17 protein-coding genes, 2 tRNA genes and 1 other annotated feature are annotated in these 19,300 nt (G+C 30.4%); of the genes, 1 reads left to right on the forward strand and 18 read right to left on the reverse strand.

Annotated elements, in window-relative coordinates; genetic code table 11:
• Window positions 1-43: 43 nt before the first annotated feature.
• The 14 genes from leuS to mraZ all read right to left on the reverse strand — a co-directional run bounded on the left by leuS (window position 44) and on the right by mraZ (window position 16,702).
• Window positions 44-2,452: a leucine--tRNA ligase gene (leuS, locus tag DES33_RS03795; protein ID WP_110058110.1), complete on the reverse strand. Its 2,409-nt coding sequence runs from the start codon at window positions 2,450-2,452 to the stop codon at window positions 44-46.
• 37 nt (window positions 2,453-2,489) lie between these two features.
• Window positions 2,490-2,670, reverse strand: a binding site (T-box leader).
• A gap of 47 nt (window positions 2,671-2,717) precedes the next feature.
• Window positions 2,718-4,103 carry an asparagine--tRNA ligase gene (asnS, locus tag DES33_RS03800; RefSeq protein ID WP_094224595.1) on the reverse strand — a complete coding sequence of 462 codons (1,386 nt, stop codon included), beginning with the start codon at window positions 4,101-4,103 and terminating at the stop codon, window positions 2,718-2,720.
• Window positions 4,100-5,395, reverse strand: a complete 1,296-nt coding sequence (locus DES33_RS03805) for a replication-associated recombination protein A (protein WP_094224594.1) — start codon at window positions 5,393-5,395, stop codon at window positions 4,100-4,102. The genes asnS and DES33_RS03805 overlap by 4 nt, the downstream gene beginning before the upstream one ends.
• Before the next feature lie 93 nt (window positions 5,396-5,488).
• Entirely contained in the window at window positions 5,489-5,941 is a 453-nt protein-coding gene (gene nrdR / locus DES33_RS03810) for a transcriptional regulator NrdR (RefSeq protein ID WP_002836229.1), read from the reverse strand.
• A complete protein-coding gene (gene ftsZ / locus DES33_RS03815; RefSeq protein WP_094224593.1) occupies window positions 5,941-7,023 on the reverse strand; it encodes a cell division protein FtsZ in 1,083 nt (360 codons plus the stop codon). Before ftsZ ends, nrdR begins: the two co-directional genes overlap by 1 nt.
• A gap of 333 nt (window positions 7,024-7,356) precedes the next feature.
• Window positions 7,357-8,079 carry a cell division protein FtsQ/DivIB gene (locus tag DES33_RS03820; protein WP_110058111.1) on the reverse strand — a complete coding sequence of 241 codons (723 nt, stop codon included), beginning with the start codon at window positions 8,077-8,079 and terminating at the stop codon, window positions 7,357-7,359.
• Window positions 8,066-9,178 carry an undecaprenyldiphospho-muramoylpentapeptide beta-N-acetylglucosaminyltransferase gene (gene murG, locus DES33_RS03825; RefSeq protein WP_110058112.1) on the reverse strand — a complete coding sequence of 371 codons (1,113 nt, stop codon included), beginning with the start codon at window positions 9,176-9,178 and terminating at the stop codon, window positions 8,066-8,068. The genes DES33_RS03820 and murG overlap by 14 nt, the downstream gene beginning before the upstream one ends.
• Window positions 9,175-10,284 (reverse strand): FtsW/RodA/SpoVE family cell cycle protein, encoded by a 1,110-nt coding sequence (locus DES33_RS03830; RefSeq protein ID WP_094224590.1) that lies wholly within the window; start codon window positions 10,282-10,284, stop codon window positions 9,175-9,177. The genes murG and DES33_RS03830 overlap by 4 nt, the downstream gene beginning before the upstream one ends.
• Window positions 10,285-10,288: 4 nt before the next feature.
• A complete protein-coding gene (gene murD, locus DES33_RS03835) occupies window positions 10,289-11,614 on the reverse strand; it encodes a UDP-N-acetylmuramoyl-L-alanine--D-glutamate ligase (protein ID WP_094224589.1) in 1,326 nt (441 codons plus the stop codon).
• Between the two features lie 7 nt (window positions 11,615-11,621).
• A complete protein-coding gene (gene mraY, locus DES33_RS03840) occupies window positions 11,622-12,584 on the reverse strand; it encodes a phospho-N-acetylmuramoyl-pentapeptide-transferase (RefSeq protein WP_094224588.1) in 963 nt (320 codons plus the stop codon).
• Between the two features lie 78 nt (window positions 12,585-12,662).
• Window positions 12,663-14,900: a penicillin-binding transpeptidase domain-containing protein gene (locus DES33_RS03845; protein ID WP_110058113.1), complete on the reverse strand. Its 2,238-nt coding sequence runs from the start codon at window positions 14,898-14,900 to the stop codon at window positions 12,663-12,665.
• Window positions 14,900-15,289 carry a cell division protein FtsL gene (locus DES33_RS03850; RefSeq protein WP_094224586.1) on the reverse strand — a complete coding sequence of 130 codons (390 nt, stop codon included), beginning with the start codon at window positions 15,287-15,289 and terminating at the stop codon, window positions 14,900-14,902. The genes DES33_RS03845 and DES33_RS03850 overlap by 1 nt, the downstream gene beginning before the upstream one ends.
• 35 nt (window positions 15,290-15,324) lie before the next feature.
• Window positions 15,325-16,263: a 16S rRNA (cytosine(1402)-N(4))-methyltransferase RsmH gene (gene rsmH, locus DES33_RS03855; protein ID WP_110058114.1), complete on the reverse strand. Its 939-nt coding sequence runs from the start codon at window positions 16,261-16,263 to the stop codon at window positions 15,325-15,327.
• A 7-nt stretch (window positions 16,264-16,270) separates the two neighbouring features.
• Complete coding sequence (gene mraZ / locus DES33_RS03860; RefSeq protein WP_035109458.1) at window positions 16,271-16,702, reverse strand: division/cell wall cluster transcriptional repressor MraZ; 432 nt, start codon at window positions 16,700-16,702, stop codon at window positions 16,271-16,273.
• 161 nt (window positions 16,703-16,863) lie between these two features.
• On the opposite strand from mraZ, the gene DES33_RS03865 reads away from it, so the two are divergent.
• On the forward strand, window positions 16,864-17,541 hold the full coding sequence (locus DES33_RS03865; protein WP_227930567.1) for a class A sortase: 678 nt from the start codon (window positions 16,864-16,866) through the stop codon (window positions 17,539-17,541).
• Between the two features lie 98 nt (window positions 17,542-17,639).
• Here the strand turns inward: DES33_RS03865 and DES33_RS03870 are convergent, their stop codons facing one another.
• The 4 genes from DES33_RS03870 to DES33_RS03885 form a co-directional block, all read right to left on the reverse strand.
• On the reverse strand, window positions 17,640-18,365 hold the full coding sequence (locus DES33_RS03870) for an HAD family hydrolase (protein WP_094207019.1): 726 nt from the start codon (window positions 18,363-18,365) through the stop codon (window positions 17,640-17,642).
• On the reverse strand, window positions 18,365-18,745 hold the full coding sequence (locus DES33_RS03875) for a hypothetical protein (protein WP_094223374.1): 381 nt from the start codon (window positions 18,743-18,745) through the stop codon (window positions 18,365-18,367). The genes DES33_RS03870 and DES33_RS03875 overlap by 1 nt, the downstream gene beginning before the upstream one ends.
• A gap of 95 nt (window positions 18,746-18,840) precedes the next feature.
• Window positions 18,841-18,916, reverse strand: a tRNA-Lys gene (locus DES33_RS03880).
• A gap of 18 nt (window positions 18,917-18,934) precedes the next feature.
• Window positions 18,935-19,010 (reverse strand) — tRNA-Lys (locus DES33_RS03885).
• Between the last annotated feature and the right edge of the window lie 290 nt (window positions 19,011-19,300).

A 19,300-nucleotide genomic window follows, 5' to 3' on the forward strand; every position in this document is an offset into this window, starting at 1 on the left:
TAATAATAGTAGATTAAGAAAACTCAATCTACTATTACCAAAATTATTTAACAATTATATTAAAAATTCTACCTTTTACATAAATTTTCTTAACAACATTTTTGTTTTCAAGATATTTTGCTACAACATCATCCTTGATAGCTTTTTCAAAAACTTCATCTTCAGAAGCATCTCTACCTATCTCTACAGTTGTTCTTAACTTACCATTTACTTGTATAGGAAGTTCTATTACATCTAATATAGTCTTTGATTCATCATATTCTGGCCAACTAGCTTCGTGAACATATCCTTCATATCCCATTCTTTGCCAAATTTCTTCTGTTATATGAGGGCAAACAGGATTTAATAATATCAAGAATATCTTATATTGTTCTTTAGAAATTTTATCTAAGTTGTTGAATTCATTCAATAATGTCATAAGTTGAGCGATCGCTGTATTAAATTTTAAATTTTCATAATCTTCACTTACTTTTTTAATAGTTTGATGCGTTAAAGTTTCCATTTTTTCAAAATTAGAATCTTCATCAACTAACTCTTGTGTTCTCCATACTTTATCTAAGAATTTTCTACAACCTTTAACTCCATTTTCAGACCAAGGAGCTGATTTTTCAAAGTCTCCAATGAACATTTCATAGCATCTCAAAGTATCTGCACCAAAATCTCTGACGATATCATCTGGATTTACAACATTACCACGAGATTTACTCATTTTTTCGTTGTTGTCACCTAAAATCATTCCATGGCTAGTTCTCTTCATATATGGTTCTTTTGTAGGAACTACTCCAATATCATACAAAAATTTGTGCCAAAATCTTGAATACAATAAGTGAAGTGTAGTGTGTTCCATCCCACCATTATACCAGTCAACTGGAACATAATAGTCTAAGTTTTCTTTACTTGCTATTGCTTCATCATTGTGTGGATCAGTATATCTCAAATAATACCAAGAAGATCCTGCCCATTGTGGCATAGTATCAGTTTCTCTTACAGCATCTCTACCGCATTTTGGACATTTTGTGTGAACAAATTCATCTATATTTGATAATGGTGATTCTCCATTATCTGTTGGTTCATAATTATCGACCTTAGGCAATACTAACGGTAAATCTTTTTCTTCCAAAGGAACCCATCCACAATGTTCACAATAAACCAATGGAATTGGTTCTCCCCAATATCTTTGTCTAGAAAATACCCAATCTCTTAATTTGTAGTTTGTTTTCTTGTGACCTATTTCTTTTTCTTCAATGTATTCATACATTTTTTGTTTTGCATCATCAACACTCAAGCCATTCAAAAATTCAGAATTAATAAGATTTCCTTCGTTAGTTTCAGTGAATGCAGAATTTTCTATGTTAGAACCTTCAATTACAGGAATCATTTCAATATTGAATTTCTTAGCAAATTCATAATCTCTATCGTCGTGCGCAGGAACTGCCATAATAGCGCCTGTTCCATAAGTCATCAATACATAATCTGATACATAAACAGGGATATCTTTGTTAGTCAATGGATTGATTGCTGTTAAGCCATCAATTTTGTATCCTGTCTTTTCTTTAGATAAATCTGTTCTTTCTAATTCCGATTTCTTAGCTACTTCTTGTCTGTAGCTTCTAATTTCTTCGATATTTTTAATTTGATCACTATATTTTTCAATCAAAGGATGATCAACAGAAATAACCATGTAAGTTGCACCAAATATAGTATCTGCTCTTGTTGTAAAAACAGTAATTTTTTCGTCAACTTCTTTTAATGGGAATTTAATTTCTGCACCGTATGATCTTCCAATCCAGTTTATTTGTTGAGATTTTATTCTATCCAAATAATCAACATCTTTTAAATCATCTATAAGTCTATCAGCGTATTCAGTTATTTTAAGCATCCATTGATTCTTAACTTTTCTGATTACTTCTCCACCACATCTTTCGCAATGACCGTTTATTACTTCCTCATTTGCAAGTCCTGTCTTACATGAAGGACACCAGTTAATAGGCATTTCTTTTTTATATGCAAGTCCTTTTTTAAACATTTGGATGAAAATCCATTGAGTCCATTTATAGTAATCTGGGTCTGTTGTGTTTATTTCTCTGTCCCAGTCAAAAGAAAAACCGATTGATTGCATCTGTCTTTTGAAGTTTTTGATGTTATTTTCTGTAACAATTTCAGGTCTTATTTTATTTTTAATAGCAAAATTTTCTGTAGGAAGTCCAAATGCATCCCAACCCATTGGATACAAAACATTATATCCTTGCATTCTTCTTTTTCTTGAAACGATATCCAATGCAGTGTATGGTCTTGGATGGCCTACGTGTAGTCCTTGTCCAGAAGGATAAGGAAACTCTACTAATGCATAGAATTTTTCTTTTGACTTATCATCAGACGTCTTAAAAGTTTTGTTTTCTTCCCAATATTTTTGCCACTTTTTCTCAATTGAATTCGGATTATATCTATCCATTTTTACCTCCAAATAATAAAAAATTCGCCTCTTACAAAGAAGAGACGAAATAAAATTCCGCGGTACCACTCTTATTGGTTAATCCCACTCAAATCTTTAACGCAGATATACGAATATTCTATTAATAAACAAGTTCAATAATCTCAAATATTGATTCGCACCAACCACCAATTCTCTGAAAATTTTTAATTATTTACTACTTTTATTCAAATATTATTATAAAAACTTATTACTATGATATCACATAACAGAATTAAATTCAATATTAGTATTCACAATGTCCAACAGTTCTTGGGAATGGAATGACATCTCTTATGTTTGACATTCCTGTCATATACATTACCATTCTTTCGAAACCTAACCCAAATCCACCGTGTTTAACTCCACCGTATTTTCTTAAATCAAGATACCATTTGTATTCTTCTTTGTTAAATCCTAATTCATCCATTTTCTTATCCAACAATTCGTATCTTTCTTCCCTTTGACTTCCACCAATTAATTCACCAATTCCTGGGACTAAAAGATCTGTTGCCGCAACTGTTTTGTTGTCGTCGTTAAGTCTCATGTAGAATGCCTTGATTTCTTTTGGATAATCAGTAACAAATACCGGCCCGTCAACAACTTTTTCACTCAAATATTTTTCGTGTTCTGTTTGTAAATCCATTCCCCATTCAACAGGATATTCAAATTTTTCTCCTGATTTTTGTAAAATTTCAACAGCTTCAGTATAAGTTAATTTTTTGAATGATTTATTGGCAACTTTTGTTAATCTTTCAATTAAGTTCTTGTCTACAAAACTGTTGAAGAATTTAATTTCTTCTTCACAATTTTCCATAACATCTTTTATGATATACCTAACCATATCTTCAGCCAAATTGCATACATCATCCAAATCAGCAAAACATATTTCCGGTTCCATCATCCAGAATTCTGCAGCATGTCTAGGAGTATTCGAGTGTTCACTTCTGAAAGTTGGGCCAAATGTATACACATTTCTAAATGCTAATGCGTAAGCTTCTGCTTGTAATTGACCACTTACAGTTAAGTTAGTAGATTTTGAGAAGAAATCTTGTGAAAAATCAACATTTCCATCGTCATCTTTTGGAATATTATCTAAATCTAATGTTGTAACTCTGAACATTTCTCCAGCGCCTTCAGCATCACTACCTGTTATTATTGGAGTATGAACATATACAAATCCTCTTTCATTAAAGAATTTATGAATAGCAAATGCCAATCTACTTCTAACTCTAAATACAGCATTAAATGTATTTGTTCTTGGTCTTAAATGTAATATTGTTCTCAAAAATTCAAAAGTATGTCTCTTCTTTTGAAGTGGATAATCATCTGTGGATTCCCCTTCAACTATAATTTTTTCTGCTTGAATTTCAAAAGGTTGTTTAGAATTTGGAGTCAAAACTAATTTACCTACGACAATAATTGCTGAGCTTAATTTTAACTTTTCACTCTTTTCAAAATCTTCATTATCTTTTCCTACTACTATTTGAACCGGATTGAAGAAAGTTCCGTCGTTTAGTTCAATAAATCCAACATTCTTACTAAATCTTGAGTTTTTAATCCAACCTCCAACTTCAACTTCTTTGTCAGAATATTTTTCGTAATCTTTAATTAAATCTCTAATTAATATCATTCTTTGCTCCTCATTTTTTTATATATTTTGCTTTCATATCCAATATCTTTTGGATCGTAATATTTTTGATTTTTCAATTCGTCTGGTAAATATTGTTGATACGAATCGTCATTGTGTGGATATTTATATCCCAAACCTCTGTCCAATGATTTTGCCCCATTATAGTGCGCATCTTTTAAATGACTAGGAACATCGTAAATCTTATTTTGTCGAATATCTTCCAAAGCCTTGTCAATCGCGACATAAGACGTATTAGATTTCTCGCTAGATGCAAGATAAATTACACCATTCGATAAATTTATCCTACATTCTGGTAACCCTATTAAATTTACTGCGTTGAACACATTGATAGCTACAGTCAAAGCTTCTGGATTTGCTAGTCCAATATCTTCTGATGCAAAAATCACCATTCTTCTAGCAATAAATTTAGGATTTTCTCCACTTTCAATCATTCTTGCTAAGTAATACAAAGCTGCGTCAATATCAGAACCTCTCATAGATTTAATGAATGCCGATATAACATTATAGTGATCTTCTTCTTTGTCATATTTCAACACAGGTTTAAATACAGAATTTTTTATCGCATCTTCATCTATGATTAAACATCCATTAACTAAATCTGAGCTTTCGACTGCAATTTCCAAAGCATTCAATGCACTTCTTGCATCTCCATTTGCAGAATTGACAAGAACATCAATTGCTTTTTCATCAATTTGAATGTTCACTTCTCTTAGCTTTTTATCTTCTGTAAGCGCATTTTCTATGATATTTCTAATATCTGTATCAGTCAACGGTTTCAACTCGATAATTTGACATCTAGATAAAAGAGCTTTGTTAACTTCAAAGAATGGATTTTCTGTAGTAGCACCTATCAGTGTAATTGTACCGTCTTCAACATATCCAAGCAAAGCATCTTGTTGCGATTTATTAAATCTGTGAATTTCGTCTATAAACAAAACGGTCTTTTTATTATACATACTCAAATTATTTTTAGCTGTTGAAATGACTTCTCTAATATCTTTAACTCCACTAGAAATAGCAGATAATCTTTCGAACAACGAATTAGTTTGGTTCGAAATTATTTCTGCCAAGGTTGTTTTTCCAGTTCCGGGAGGCCCATAAAAAATCATGGAAGGAATTTTATCAGCCTTTATCAACCTATTCAAAAGCTTTCCTTCTCCAACCACATGGGATTGTCCAAAATATTTATCCAAACTTTTAGGTCTGAGTCTATTTGCTAACGGCGAACTATTTTCTTTTTGTAATTGTAAATTATATTCAAATAAATCCAAAATATTTCCCCTTTAACATTTATTTTATTTATATCTTACCACAAAAATTAAATATCGTTAAATAAAAATTAAAGGCCGGATAATTACCCGACCTTATTCATTATCTAATTTTGATATTTCCTCGTTAAAAGATTTAACATCTGTAAATTCTCTATACACAGAAGCAAAACGAATATATGCCACCTTGTCAATCTTCTTAAGCTTTTTCATTATTAATTCACCTATCTCAGATGAATCTACCTCCCTTTTATTGCTATGTGTTAATTCAACTTCTATCTCTTTAGTAGCCTCAAGCAACACTGAATCTGGAACGGGTCTTTTTTCACAAGACTTTTTCATTCCACGATACACTTTATCCCTATCAAAAGCTTCTCTGTTTTTATCTTTTTTTACCACTGTAAGGTTATTAAAATCATATCTTTCATAAGTGGTAAATCTTTTGTGACAAGAAATACATTCTCTCCTTCGTCTAACTATCTTATCATCTTCCGATGCTCTAGTATCTACAACTTTTGTATCAGATGCATTACAGAACGGACATTTCATTAGAATCCTCTTCTCTTCAAGAATGAAGGTATTTCTATATCGTCGTGATCTTTTTCAGAAGTTTCTTCTGATTTTTGAGAAACTGAATCAGTTTTTTTGTTTGATTTTAATTTGTTAGCCATTGGATTGTCAGAATCAAATCCTGTTGCAATAACAGTAATCTTGATGTCATCTCCTAGTGAATCATCGATACCAGCACCAAATATAATATTAGCATCTGGATCTACTTCTTCTCTAATTAATTCTGCAGCTTCATTAACTTCGAATAATCCTAATTCTTTTCCAGTAACGTTAATTAACACAGCTTTTGCTCCACCAATTGATGTTTCTAATAAAGGAGATTTAACTGCAAGTTTAGCAGCTTCCATTGCTCTATTATCTCCGTTTGCTTTACCAATACCCATATGAGCAATACCTTGGTTTAACATAATTGATCTAACATCGGCAAAGTCTAAGTTGATTAAGTTAGGTACAGCGATTAAATCAGAGATACCTTGAATACCATCCATAAGAACTTCGTCAGCCATCATGAAAGCTTCAGACATTGTAGTTCTCTTGTCTGAAATTTGTAACAATTTATCGTTAGGAATAATTACCAAAGTATCAACTTTTCCCTTCAAAGCTTCAATACCTTGTTCAGCTTGCATTTGTCTTTTTCTTCCTTCAAATGTAAATGGTTTTGTTACAACACCAACTGTAAGTATTCCTTTTTCTTTTGCGATTTGTGCAACTATTGGTGCAGCACCAGTACCAGTTCCACCACCCATACCAGCAGTTACAAATACCATGTCTGTTTTGTCAAGTGCTTCTTCGATTTCGTTTCTACTTTCTTCAGCAGCTTTCATACCAACTGCAGGATTAGCTCCGGCTCCCAAACCCTTTGTAATCTTGCTTCCAATTTGCAATTTAGTATTAATATCTAAATTATTTAAAATTTGTTTGTCAGTATTAACTGCAACAAATTCTACACCTTGCAAACCTTCTTCTTTCATTCTCTTTACGGCGTTATTTCCGCCGCCACCAACACCAATTACTTTGATTTTGGCTAAATCATTATCTTCTAGTTCCATATCAAAAGTCATAACATCCTCCTAATTTGTAATTAAAATTCCTTTTAATCTCTTTAACTTAATTATACTACAAGTTCAACAATATTTTTAATGACATTTAGCGTTTTTTTCACTTCTCATTTGTTTTGTACTTGTAGTATAATCTTTATTATATTTAATCATTTTCAGCTACATTTAGCTATTTTGCTTTGTATCTATAACATTTTTAAAGTTTATTGCTTTTTCTTTGAGTGTGATGTAATTTTTAAATCATAAAACTAATAATACACCAATGTATTATAAATACACCATATTTTTTATGCATCTTATAAAATCTTTTTTACAAAGCAAGCTCCAAAACTGTAATTACTCAGTTTGTTCTGGATTTTCTTTTATCAAAAATGGTTTTTGAGGATCTTTAGTATCTAGCATTTTTGTGTTTATACTTTTAGTACTAATTTCTTTTAAAATCTTCGAAATATTATTTGATTTCTTTTCTGAGTCATTTAAATCTCCAAAAAAGACTTTTATTTCATTTTTTGTAACCATTGTTATATCGTTCGAATTTACCACATTAATCTCTGTTAATTGTTCCAAAATTTTGTGTGTATAAAGGTTATTCAAAAATTCATGAAATTTTTCGTCCGATTTTAAATTACTAATTTTTGACAGATTCTCATTTGCTCCAACAATTTTAACAATTTTTGAAAAGTCTATTCTATCTTTGTTCTTTACAATTTTATAATCCGAATCTACGAAAAATTTATCTTTTCCAACTTCAAAATAACAAATATCCTTTGCCTCTTCCACTGTTATTTCAATAGTATTTGGATAAATTTTCTTGATATTTGCATTTCTAATATAAATATCTTTATTAATCTTTTCCTGTAATTTTTTCTTATTAAATCTAAAAATATTTTCTCCTAATGAGTAATTAGCATAATTTTGTATTTCAGATATTTTTACCATTTTATTGTTTTTAACTGTGATTTTTTTTATTGAAAAATAGTCAAGTGTAGCACATAAATACGCTATGAGTCCAATCAATAGCGATATTGCTACAATAATTACTACTCTATGCTTTCTCATCTTGTTCTACCAATCTGTAAAGTTCATCTACAATATCTTTACAAGCAGTTGGATAAGACATTTTCTTCGAGTTTTCTGATAGTTCTTGTAACAATTTATCATCACTTAGTATTTCATTTATTCGATCAAATAGCGTATTAGCATTCACGTCTTTTTCCAATATAACCTTACTTGCTCCTATTTTTTCAAATGCTCTTGCGTTGTGTTCTTGATGATTTTCTGTTGTATATGCTTTTGGAACAAGTATTGACGCTTTACCCAAGAAGGATAGTTCAGCTAGTGTTATAGCCCCACTACTTGTAACGATCAAATCAGACACAGAATAAGCTTTATCTATGTCATCTATATATGGATAGATGTGTAAATTTCTAATGTCATTTCCTGATTTTTGTATAAACTCATCGTAATTTAATTTACCTGTAGCCAAAATTACTTCAAATTTATCTTGATTAGATATTTTATCAACCATATCAAGTGTTGCTTTGTTTAATATTTCAGAACCATTTGATCCGCCAAATATGAATACAACTTTTTTATTATCCGATATTTTGTATTGTTCAATTGCTGCATCTTTATTTTTTTCAATATCAGTAAATCTATTTCTGATTGGGTTGCCCGTTACCACTGCTTTTTCTTGATTTTTAAAGTATTTAATAGATTCTTCAAATGTTACAAAATATCTGTCTACATATCTTGATAGTATCCTATTAGTTACTCCAGGGAAGCTATTTTGTTCGTGAAAAGCTACCTTTGCTTTAGTTTTAGTAGCTTTATATAAAATTGGACCACTCACATATCCACCAGTTCCAATAACAAGATCTGGTTTAAAATCTTTAAGAATTTTGTTTGCTTCTTTTAATCCTTTGAATAATTCTTTCAAAGCTTTAAAAGAATTCGCATTTATTTTTCTAGGGATTCCTCTAACATGTATAGTTTTAAAATCTATTCCGAGTTTTGGAACAATACTACTTTCCAATCCTTTTTCGGTTCCTACATAAAGTATTTTATTGTTTTCATCTCTTTTTTTTAATTCTTCAATTAATGAAATGGCTGGATATATATGTCCACCAGTTCCGCCGCCAGATACTATTATATTCATTGTCTCTCCTCTTCATTGTTTCTGTCTACATTTAAAATTATTCCTACTAATGCCAACATAATCATCAACGATGTTCCACCGTAAGATATAAACGGTAACGTCAATCCTGTTGGTGGAATTAATCCTGTAACCACTGTCATATTAACATAAGCTTGTATTCCTATTACGAAAAGTATTCCAGAAACCAATAATCTTGAATAAATATGTTTTGTTTTCATCGCTATTCTAATTCCAAAAACTAGGAATGCAAAGTAAGCAATAATTAAAATCAAAGCTCCCAAAAATCCAAATTCTTCACAAATAATCGCAAAGATGAAATCGTTATGAGCTTGTGACAAATACAAAAATTTCTGTTTACTCATGCCCAATCCGCTTCCCAGAAAACTACCGTTAGATACAGCAGCTAATGATTGGGATAATTGCCATCCCTGATCTTCTAAATTTCCCAACGGATCAATAAAAGCTATAATCCTGTCAATTCTACTGTATCCTATTTTTACTTTAAATATCGCTACGTATCCAAAAACAAGAGCAGTTATAAATGTAGACACAATGTATCTAATATTTAAACCACTTACCATAAATACGCAAAAAACACTTCCTATGATTACTATTGCTGTTGATAAATCGGGCTGGATAAATACAACACCTCCTGATATCGCAACTAATATAATCATTCTCAAAAATCCTTCTTTGAAGGTTTTAATTTTATTGATATTTTGTGATACAATAGCCGCTGCTAAGTTAATCGATGCAAATTTAAGAATATCCGATGGCATAAAGCTAAATGATTTAATCTTGATCCAACGTTTTGCGTAATTTATTTCTTTTCCCAACGGTGTAAAAACAAGCATACACAATAAAATTGCAAAAACAAATATCCACAATGCGTTTTTTTTGTAATTGTCATTATCAAATACACTAGTAAATTTCATGAAAATAAAACCTAGCAAGGCAAAAATTCCTTGTCTTAGGCCATAATAATACCAAGCTCTATGTTCACTAACTGCCGTTGGCCAACTTGAGCTTAATACCATAATTATTCCAAAAATTGTCAGGAAAATTGTTATATACAAGATACCTTTCCCATCTTTTGAAAGTTTCATGCTTCTATCCTCGCAAATTGTTCACTAATTCCTTAAATTCGTTTCCTCTTTCTTCATAGTTATTGTACATTCCCCAACTTGCACTAGCAGGAGAAAGTAGCACCACGTCACCACTTTCGGCTATTTTATTAGCTAGATTAACAGCTTGTTTCATATTATCTACCAAAAATATATTTTCAAATCCATATTCTCTTGCTTTTTTCTCGAACAAATCTCTAGTTTGACCCATTAAAATCAACGCTTTAAATTTGTTCTTACCAGCTATGAAAAAATTATCCAAGCTTACTTTTTTGTCGTATCCACCAGCTAATATAATAACATTCTTATCAAAAGATTCTATCGCTTTGACACTAGCATCTACATTAGTTCCCTTAGAATCGTTGTAGTATTTTACTCCAGACATTTCCCTTACAAATTCTAGTCTATGTTCTACACCAGAAAAAGTCATTAAAGTTTGTCTGATACTATCATCATTAATACCTATCAACTTTGCTAAAGTAACACAGAATAGAACATTTTGATAATTATGATAGCCTATTAATTTAACATCTTTTAAGTCAATTATTTTGTTGCAATCTGAATCAGAAAAATATATTGAATCGTCTTTGATGAATGAACCTTTTTTCACATCGGTTGAAGTAGACACATCATATACATTTGATTTTGTAAAATTTTTGCATTCTTCGTAGTATTCATCATCAACATTAAGTACCGTGTAACAATTTTCGTCTTGATTCTTTAATACATTCCTTTTTGCGTTTACATAATTTTGCATACTTCCGTGCCAATCAATATGATCTGGAGTTATATTGATTATGCAAGAATATTGTGGTTTAAAGTTTTTCGTACTTTCTAGTTGGAAGCTTGAACATTCAATAACAAAATATGTGTCTTTGTCGCTGTTGTATATTTCCCATAACATTCCAACACCAATATTTCCTATTGAAATAGCTTTTCTTCCTGAATCATTCAACATTTTAGTCATCAAAGAAGTTGTAGTTGTTTTTCCATTCGTGCCAGTAATAGCAACAATTTTAATATCTTCAAAAATTCTTTGTGCCAATTCCAAATCACTAACAACTTCGATATTTAATTCATTCGCCTTTAATATCACTGGATTATCCATTCTAATACCAGGACTTTTTAAAATAATATCGTATTTATCAATAGTATCTATAGTCTCTATTTGAACGTCTAATTCATTTAATATTTTTGTTTTCTCTTCGTCAATATTATCATCAATAGCTCCCAAATCATATCCTTTTAATTTTAATGTTTTTAGAGCTGATATTCCTGTTCTGGCTAATCCAAATACTAATATTTTTTCCATAATTCACCTATAATATATCTATTAATGTAATTAAACTTGTAATTACTGATACAACCATAAAAGTTGATACTATTTTTTGTTCTTTGTAGCCTTTTAATTCATAATGATGATGAATTGGACTCATCAAAAATACTCTTTTTTTGTTTCTTAATTTGTAGCTAGTCATTTGAATTATTACAGATAATACTTCAATCATATATACAAATCCTAAAATGATTAAGTACAAACTCAAGCCGTACATAGCCATAATCATTACCAAAGCGCCGCCTATCGCCATCGAACCTGTATCCCCCATAAAAACTTTGGCTGGATTTGAATTGTACACCAAAAATCCCAAAAGGCTACCAGCAAAAATAATACTGAATATACTAGCTGTAGAATTTAAGTTATACAAAATAATACTTGTAGCAATGAACACAGGAATTGATACAGAAGTTGCAAGTCCATCTAATCCATCAGTAAGATTAGTAGCATTAGATGTTCCCATCATTACGAAAACCAAGAATGGATAAGTTATTATTCCAAAATCTACTGTTTTATGGAAAAACGGAATAACTTGTTTTGTAAAATTCGGATTTACTTGTTTAATCAAAAAACAAGCTATGATAGAAAACAAAAGTTGTAACACAAGTTTTTGTTTTTCATTTAATCCCAATGAACGCTTCATTACTAATTTCATGAAGTCATCTATAAAACCTATCGCTCCAAATGCAAGCATTCCATATATCGCCAACAAAACTTCACCATTAAATAATCTAAATACAATCACAGTAATCAATGTAGATATTATAAATATAATACCTCCCATAGTTGGTGTTCCAGCTTTTGAATAGTGTGATTTTGGACCGTCATCTCTGATTTCTTGACCAATATGTTTTTGTCTTAAAATCCTGATTACAAACTTTCCTAATATCAATGAAATTACAATTGATAATAACATCGACATTAAAATTTCACTTTTAAAATTCATATTTATCTCCTTAAATTATGAACACAAATTATGTCCAATTTTATACCTCATAAGTATTTATTATACCACACGAAAAAATTATTCTTCAGTATTTTTCTCTTGTTCAGTATAAATTTTAATGTAAGATTTTGGATCCATTAATTTATTTTCTTCAGGATCAGTTTTTACTACTTTACCTTTTTTACCATTTTTGATTTCGATATTTTTAATACCGTATTTTTCTAAAGTATCTACAGCATCTTCAACTGTGAATCCTACTATTTCAGGAATTCTAATCATTGAGTCCTCTACACTTCCCGTCGTAAGTTCAATTATATCTCCCTTATTCACTTTAGAATATGCAGATGTTCCTTGAGAATTTACAATTGAATTCAAATTCGAATTTGAATTTGTAACCTTGGACTTTAATCCCAACGAATTAAGTTTATCAACCGCTAACTTCAATGTAAGCCCTTCTAATTCTGGAACAGTAACCTTGTCTAAATCGTCAGCATCCAGTCTGGTTTTATTTATTCTCTTATATTCGATAATTCTTGAAAAAATCTTACCTGCAGAAGGTGCGCATACAGCACTTCCGCCGTTTTTTCTTTGAGGCTCATCTACAACAATTAAAACAGTGTATTCCGGGTGATCTGTTGGAAAAGATCCAAAGAATGATGCAGTTGTTTTACTGTCAGTGTATTTGCCATTTTCGATTTTTATACTTGTTCCCGTTTTACCACCGATTGCAAATCCTTGAATTGCAGCTTTTTTGCCACTTCCATCATCTACAACTCCCTGCAACATTTTATTAATTTGCTTTGAGGATTGTGCTGAAATTATTTGTCTTTTGACTTTTGGCTGAACTTTTTCTATCTTTTTTGTATCCTTTGAAATAAATTCCTTTGCAACATGTGGTTCTATCAACATTCCACCGTTTACTATTGAGTTTAAAGCTGTTATCATTTGAATCGGCGTTGCCGAAATACCGTGGCCATAAGAAAGCGTAGCAAGTCTTGCTGCATCTATATCTTTCACGCTTTTCGGAGCTATCCCCAATTCTTCAGCCGGTAAATCAATATCTGTTTTTTGATTAAAACCAAATCCATTTACATATTTTTGAATATTTGCTTTTCCCAAATCTCTACCAATATTTACATATGCAATGTTGCAAGAATTGTTAAAAGCGTCTTGGAAAGTTTCGTCACCATGAGGATTCCAATATCTTTCGCATCTTATAACAACACCTGGAATATCCCTGATAAATCCATTACAGAAATAATGTGATTCTTGTGTTGCTGTATGTTCTTCAGTTGCAGCCGCACTAGTTATAGTTTTAAATACACTTCCCGGTTCATAAGTCCATGAAGTTGCTTTATTTTCCCACATATTAAAATAAAATTCACTTATTTTATCATCATCATTTTCTTTTTTCAAATCATTTAATTCATTTATTTGATCTCTTAAAAGCGGAGTTTTAGGATCATTGGGGTTAAAATTCGGATAAGATCCCATACCCAATACATCCCCATTATTTGGATTCATAACGATTATCGTCGCTGATTTTGGCTTAAAATTATTCTCTATGTCTTTTAAACTATCTTCTACAAAACCTTGGATAGTACTATCTATAGTTGTTTTTAAATCATATCCATTTTCTGGATTAATAATCACAGAACTATCATCTGATAAATCAATCGATCGATTGACTGAACTGTTCAGAATCCTTTTTCCTGGTTTACCTTTTAATTTAGCGTTATAAAAGCTCTCCAATCCGATAACACCATCATTATTTACATTTGTAAATCCTAAAACTTGAGCTAACATTTCTTTATTTGGATAATATCTCTTTTTCTCAGAAATGACGCTAATAAATTTCTGATTACTAATAGGTAGTTTCTTTATGTTTTCTATTTCTGTTTTTGATAATGAAGGTTTAACTAGAACTGTTTTCTTTTTATCTAAAACTTTTCTTAATTCTTCGGGTTTCATACTTAAAGTTTTTCCTAACGAATCAATTAAGTCTGATTTCGATTGATCATTTAAATAAGTAGCATTTACATACAAATTATTGGATACGACGTTATCTGCCAATGTCTCTCCATTAGTATCTAATATTTTCCCTCTTTCAGCATCAATATTAATAGTATTGGTGCTTTGTTTTGCCGATAGTTTTCGGTATTTATCTCCTGCAGGGGTCAATTGTAAATAAATCAGTTTACCAACTATTAATAAAACAATAATTGTCAGTATACAAAATAAAACTACAATACGAGAATTGTAGTTTTTATTGAAATTTTTATTGATTTTTCCTTTGCTTAAATTGCGCCTTCTCATTATTTTTCCTCTAATTTTAAGTACATAATTTGAGCATTTTCAGGAAATTGCATACCCAAATTATTTTTTGCTATTTCTTCAATATTTTTACTAGTTAATTTACTTTCTATATGAGATTTTATCACATCTCGGTTGCCTTCTGTAAGCATTACTTGATTTTTTACTTCTTTTAATTCACTGGACATACTTTGAATCTTAGAATAACGATGCATCACCAAAATGGATAAACAAATAACCACGCATATCATTACTTTATTAAAAGTAGAAAAGAGATTTGTTCTTCTACTAGGTCTATTTAATTTTTTTGTTTGTTCAATTTTTTTGACTTCAAATTCTTTTTTTTCTACATACTGTGGAAAAACTTCAATTTTTCTTTGTGCATTACCCATTTTTGTCTCCATTTATTAATCAAATCATATAATTATCAAATAATCTTTTCAGCAACTCTCAATTTTGCACTTCTAGCCCTAGAATTTTGTTTTAATTCTTCTGGTGAAGGCTCTATCGGCTTTCTAGTAATAATCTTAATTTCAGGCTTATGATTGCAAACACATACCGGAATTTCGGGAGGACAAATACAACCTTTTTGTCTTTGTTTGAAAATATCTTTGCAAATTTTATCCTCCAAAGAATGAAACGTTATTATGCAAATTCTACCTTCAGGATTCAATAAATCTATACAATCTCCAACTGCTTGTTCTAAAACTTCTAATTCTTTATTAACTTCAATCCTAATTGCTTGAAAAGTTTTCTTTGCACTGTGGCCTTTTTGATTCATTCTTACTTTTTTAGGAATCGCTTTTTCGATGACTTCCACTAATTCGAAAGTAGTATTAATAGGTTTAATTTCCCTTTCATTGCATATAAACTGAGCAATTCTTTTCGCCCATTTTTCTTCTGAATATTTGAAAATAATATTTTCCAAATCCTCTTGTGAATAAGTGTTGACGATATCCTTGGCGCTAACTGGATTAGTTTTATCCATTCTCATATCCAAAACCGCATCATGCATATAAGAAAAACCTCTACTATCTTCATCGATTTGATAAGAGCTAACACCTATATCCATTAAAATTCCATCAACTTTTTCAATTCCTATATTTTGTAAATCGCTTTTAATATTTTTAAAATTATCCTTTATAAAGATAACCTTATCTCCATATTCTTTTAAGCGTTCTTTTGCTACTGTTAATGCGTCTTCATCTTGATCAAAGCAAATTAGCTTACCATTACCAATTCTTTTTGCAATTTCTCTGGAATGTCCAGCGCCTCCAACAGTGCAATCCACATAAACTTTTCCGTCTCTAATATTCAAATTTTCGATGCATTCATTTAATAAAATTGGCACATGTTTGAATTCCATAATTCACCTACAAATCAAGATCATTTAAATCATCAGCTAAATCGTCATAGTTTAGTGAAGAGTCATTAGAATATTGTTCCCATTTTTCTTTATCCCATATTTCAATACGATTGGATACTCCAATAATAGCAACTTCTTTTTTGATATCTGCATAATTTCTCAAGGATTGTGGAATCAAAAATCTTCCTTGTTTATCAATTTCTTGATTACTAGCACCAGCAAAAAACACTCTTGAAAACGCTCTTGCTTGTCTTCTAGTTAATGACAATTTATTAAGCTTTTCGGTCATTTGGATAAAAGCAGATACAGGATATACGAAAAGACATTCATCCATACCTTTTGTAATGTAGAATTCTTCTCCTATTTCATCCCTAAACTTTGAGGGCATAATAACGCGACCTTTTGAGTCAATATTATGAAAATATTCGTTAATAAACATTTTTCCCTCCACTTTGTTCCACTTTCATTCCACTACATTAATAATATCTTTAATATATGATGCTTTCAATGTTTTTATACGTTCTGAATATACGTTCTCATTGATATTTACTTATATTTAAATATATGTTAAAATACTCTACGTAATAAAAATTAAAGAGGATGAATGTGAGAAAGAAATTTGGAATTTTTTTAATGACGATAGGTATTCTACTATTTGCTTTGTATTTTGCAGCAAGATTAATACCTAACTATTATAGTGAAAATGATATAAGTAAAGATATATCATCCACAGAAATGGAACAAAACAATAAAAAGGAATTCAAAAACGACTTTGACGCTGTAAACTCCATTAGCACAACTACATCGTTGTTTAATTTTACAGCTATAAGCGGAGAAAATGTTATTGGACAAATTATTATCCCAGATTATAATTTGAGTTTACCTATTCATCGTGGAGTAACTGATGAACACTTATTAAGTGGTGCAGCTACAATGAAAGAAAATCAAAAAATGGGAGAAAAAAATTACACACTAACAGGTCATTACATGAAAAGAAATGGCTCTTTATTTAGTAAAGTGTATGATTTAACTAAAGGTACCAAAGTTTACATTACCGATAAAAAGAACATCTACGAATATGAAATCGTAGATAGAAAAGTTACTGACTCATATGCATTTTATATGTTAGAAGACGACAGAATTGAGAAATATGATAATAAACCTATTCTTTCTTTAATGACATGTGATATGCCAAATGATCCTAATAACAGAGTATTCCAAATAGGAAAACTTGTTAGATCATTTAAATACGATAAAAATTATTTCAAACAAAATTAGAATAAAAATTTAGACCACAGGTGAAATTCAAAATTTTTCTGTGGTCTTTTCATATAAAAAACTCTCCTAACAACTGTAAAGAGAGTCTGTTATGCTTTTTAAATATCCAAAATTTTACCATTTTTAGGAAATTCGTATATTACATCTTTTCTTTCAATGATTATTTTGGTTTTTTCATTTATTTTTTCGTTAGCTCTTATTAGTTCAAATAACTCTTTGGTAGGATTAATCGCTGTTGGTTTTCCCATCATATTAATCATAGAAAAATCACCCGAAGTATCACCGTAACAGTATGAATTATCGACATCAATTTCATAACGTTCAACAATTTCATCGATCACAGTCTTTTTACTATTTTTATCCCACATTGGAACCACTTCTCCAGTGTACATTCCTGAATTTTTCAAATACAAGGATGCTCTGTATTCAGTTACTCCATAGCTCTCAGCCATTTCTTTTACTAAAAAGTCCGGGCTTCCTGAAATAAAGAATATCAGATGATTATTTTCTTTGTGAAATTTAATCATCTCACGAGTATATCTGTAAACTTTCTCTTTAACTTGACTGATTACTTGATTTGATATATATTCATTGAACTCACTACTAAATCCTTTGAGCTTATATTTATAGACATCAACCAGTTGATTGAGATACTCATCATAGTCAATTTTTCTTTTTTCGTATTTTTGGTATGCTGGATAAACTTTTTCGTAGTATAATTTTTGATCTATTATTTCAAAATTAACCAATTTTTTGAAATGTTCAATCATTAGTGAATCTCTGGCTATTGTTCCATCAATATCAAAAAACGCACCTATTTTCATTATTTTGTACTCCTAGATTCTTCAACTAATCTGTCAAATTTTTCGATTATATTACGAAATTCTAAGCTTTTTTTCTTTTCAGGTATAGGTTTTATGATATCCAAAATCAAAGAATATGCTAAGCAAATTACAGCCGATGCAAATGTAAAAGTAAACATCATTAACAAAGTGAGTCCAAACTTACTTAAAATCGACAACATCGACATTACAAAAAGAATAGCTGATAAAATAAAAATAGCAGTTGTGAATATATATTTTTTTTGTTTATTGTGTAATTTATTATGTAAAAAATGCACTATAATCATTAATAAAACTACAAATACGAAAAATAAAAAAGTAAAACCTTTGTACTTCCATACTACAGATAATATTGATTTCATGTTCGTCCTCCTTTTTTTATTATATCATATATATTGAACTTTTAAGTTAATTTAATTTTCTAAAATAAAAAAATCCGAGTCAATCCCGGATTAGATGGTGCGCCTTCAGGGACTCGAACCCTGGGCCCACTGATTAAGAGTCAGTTGCTCTACCAACTGAGCTAAAAGCGCATATTAAATTTAAAAAAGTGGTGCGCCTTCAGGGACTCGAACCCTGGGCCCACTGATTAAGAGTCAGTTGCTCTACCAACTGAGCTAAAGGCGCATATCATTACCACAACAATAATATTATACACTATTTTAAGAATTTGTAAAGAGTTTTAAATATTTTTCAAATTCAAATTATTGTAATAATGTAAAAAGAAGCAGATAAATATGAGCTGAACCCGTAAACACGGAATAATTTAATAATATTTTAAGCGGAATGTAATCTGTACATAACAGGGGACATTCCGTTTAAGGGTATATGAAAAGTTTTGTGTATCAGCTCCTCCTGATAGGTTGTGAGCTGATATTTTTTTGATTTTTAAAAAAATATACTTTTATTACTGAAAT

This window comes from Finegoldia magna (assembly GCF_003182075.1).
Lineage (GTDB): Bacteria > Bacillota > Clostridia > Tissierellales > Peptoniphilaceae > Finegoldia > Finegoldia magna.

What these genes read in the sequence shown, in the direction of transcription:
- DES33_RS03820 (WP_110058111.1), bottom strand. Translation starts at nt 8,079, where the DNA reads ATGAGAAAGCATAGAGTAGTAATTATTGTAGCAATATCGCTATTGATT.
- nrdR (WP_002836229.1), bottom strand. Translation starts at nt 5,941, where the DNA reads ATGAAATGTCCGTTCTGTAATGCATCTGATACAAAAGTTGTAGATACT.
- murG (WP_110058112.1), bottom strand. Translation starts at nt 9,178, where the DNA reads ATGAATATAATAGTATCTGGCGGCGGAACTGGTGGACATATATATCCA.
- mraZ (WP_035109458.1), bottom strand. Translation starts at nt 16,702, where the DNA reads ATGTTTATTAACGAATATTTTCATAATATTGACTCAAAAGGTCGCGTT.
- murD (WP_094224589.1), bottom strand. Translation starts at nt 11,614, where the DNA reads ATGGAAAAAATATTAGTATTTGGATTAGCCAGAACAGGAATATCAGCT.
- mraY (WP_094224588.1), bottom strand. Translation starts at nt 12,584, where the DNA reads ATGAATTTTAAAAGTGAAATTTTAATGTCGATGTTATTATCAATTGTA.
- rsmH (WP_110058114.1), bottom strand. Translation starts at nt 16,263, where the DNA reads ATGGAATTCAAACATGTGCCAATTTTATTAAATGAATGCATCGAAAAT.
- DES33_RS03830 (WP_094224590.1), bottom strand. Translation starts at nt 10,284, where the DNA reads ATGAAACTTTCAAAAGATGGGAAAGGTATCTTGTATATAACAATTTTC.
- ftsZ (WP_094224593.1), bottom strand. Translation starts at nt 7,023, where the DNA reads ATGACTTTTGATATGGAACTAGAAGATAATGATTTAGCCAAAATCAAA.
- DES33_RS03875 (WP_094223374.1), bottom strand. Translation starts at nt 18,745, where the DNA reads ATGAAATCAATATTATCTGTAGTATGGAAGTACAAAGGTTTTACTTTT.
- DES33_RS03845 (WP_110058113.1), bottom strand. Translation starts at nt 14,900, where the DNA reads ATGAGAAGGCGCAATTTAAGCAAAGGAAAAATCAATAAAAATTTCAAT.
- DES33_RS03865 (WP_227930567.1), top strand. Translation starts at nt 16,864, where the DNA reads ATGAATGTGAGAAAGAAATTTGGAATTTTTTTAATGACGATAGGTATT.
- DES33_RS03850 (WP_094224586.1), bottom strand. Translation starts at nt 15,289, where the DNA reads ATGGGTAATGCACAAAGAAAAATTGAAGTTTTTCCACAGTATGTAGAA.
- leuS (WP_110058110.1), bottom strand. Translation starts at nt 2,452, where the DNA reads ATGGATAGATATAATCCGAATTCAATTGAGAAAAAGTGGCAAAAATAT.
- asnS (WP_094224595.1), bottom strand. Translation starts at nt 4,103, where the DNA reads ATGATATTAATTAGAGATTTAATTAAAGATTACGAAAAATATTCTGAC.
- DES33_RS03870 (WP_094207019.1), bottom strand. Translation starts at nt 18,365, where the DNA reads ATGAAAATAGGTGCGTTTTTTGATATTGATGGAACAATAGCCAGAGAT.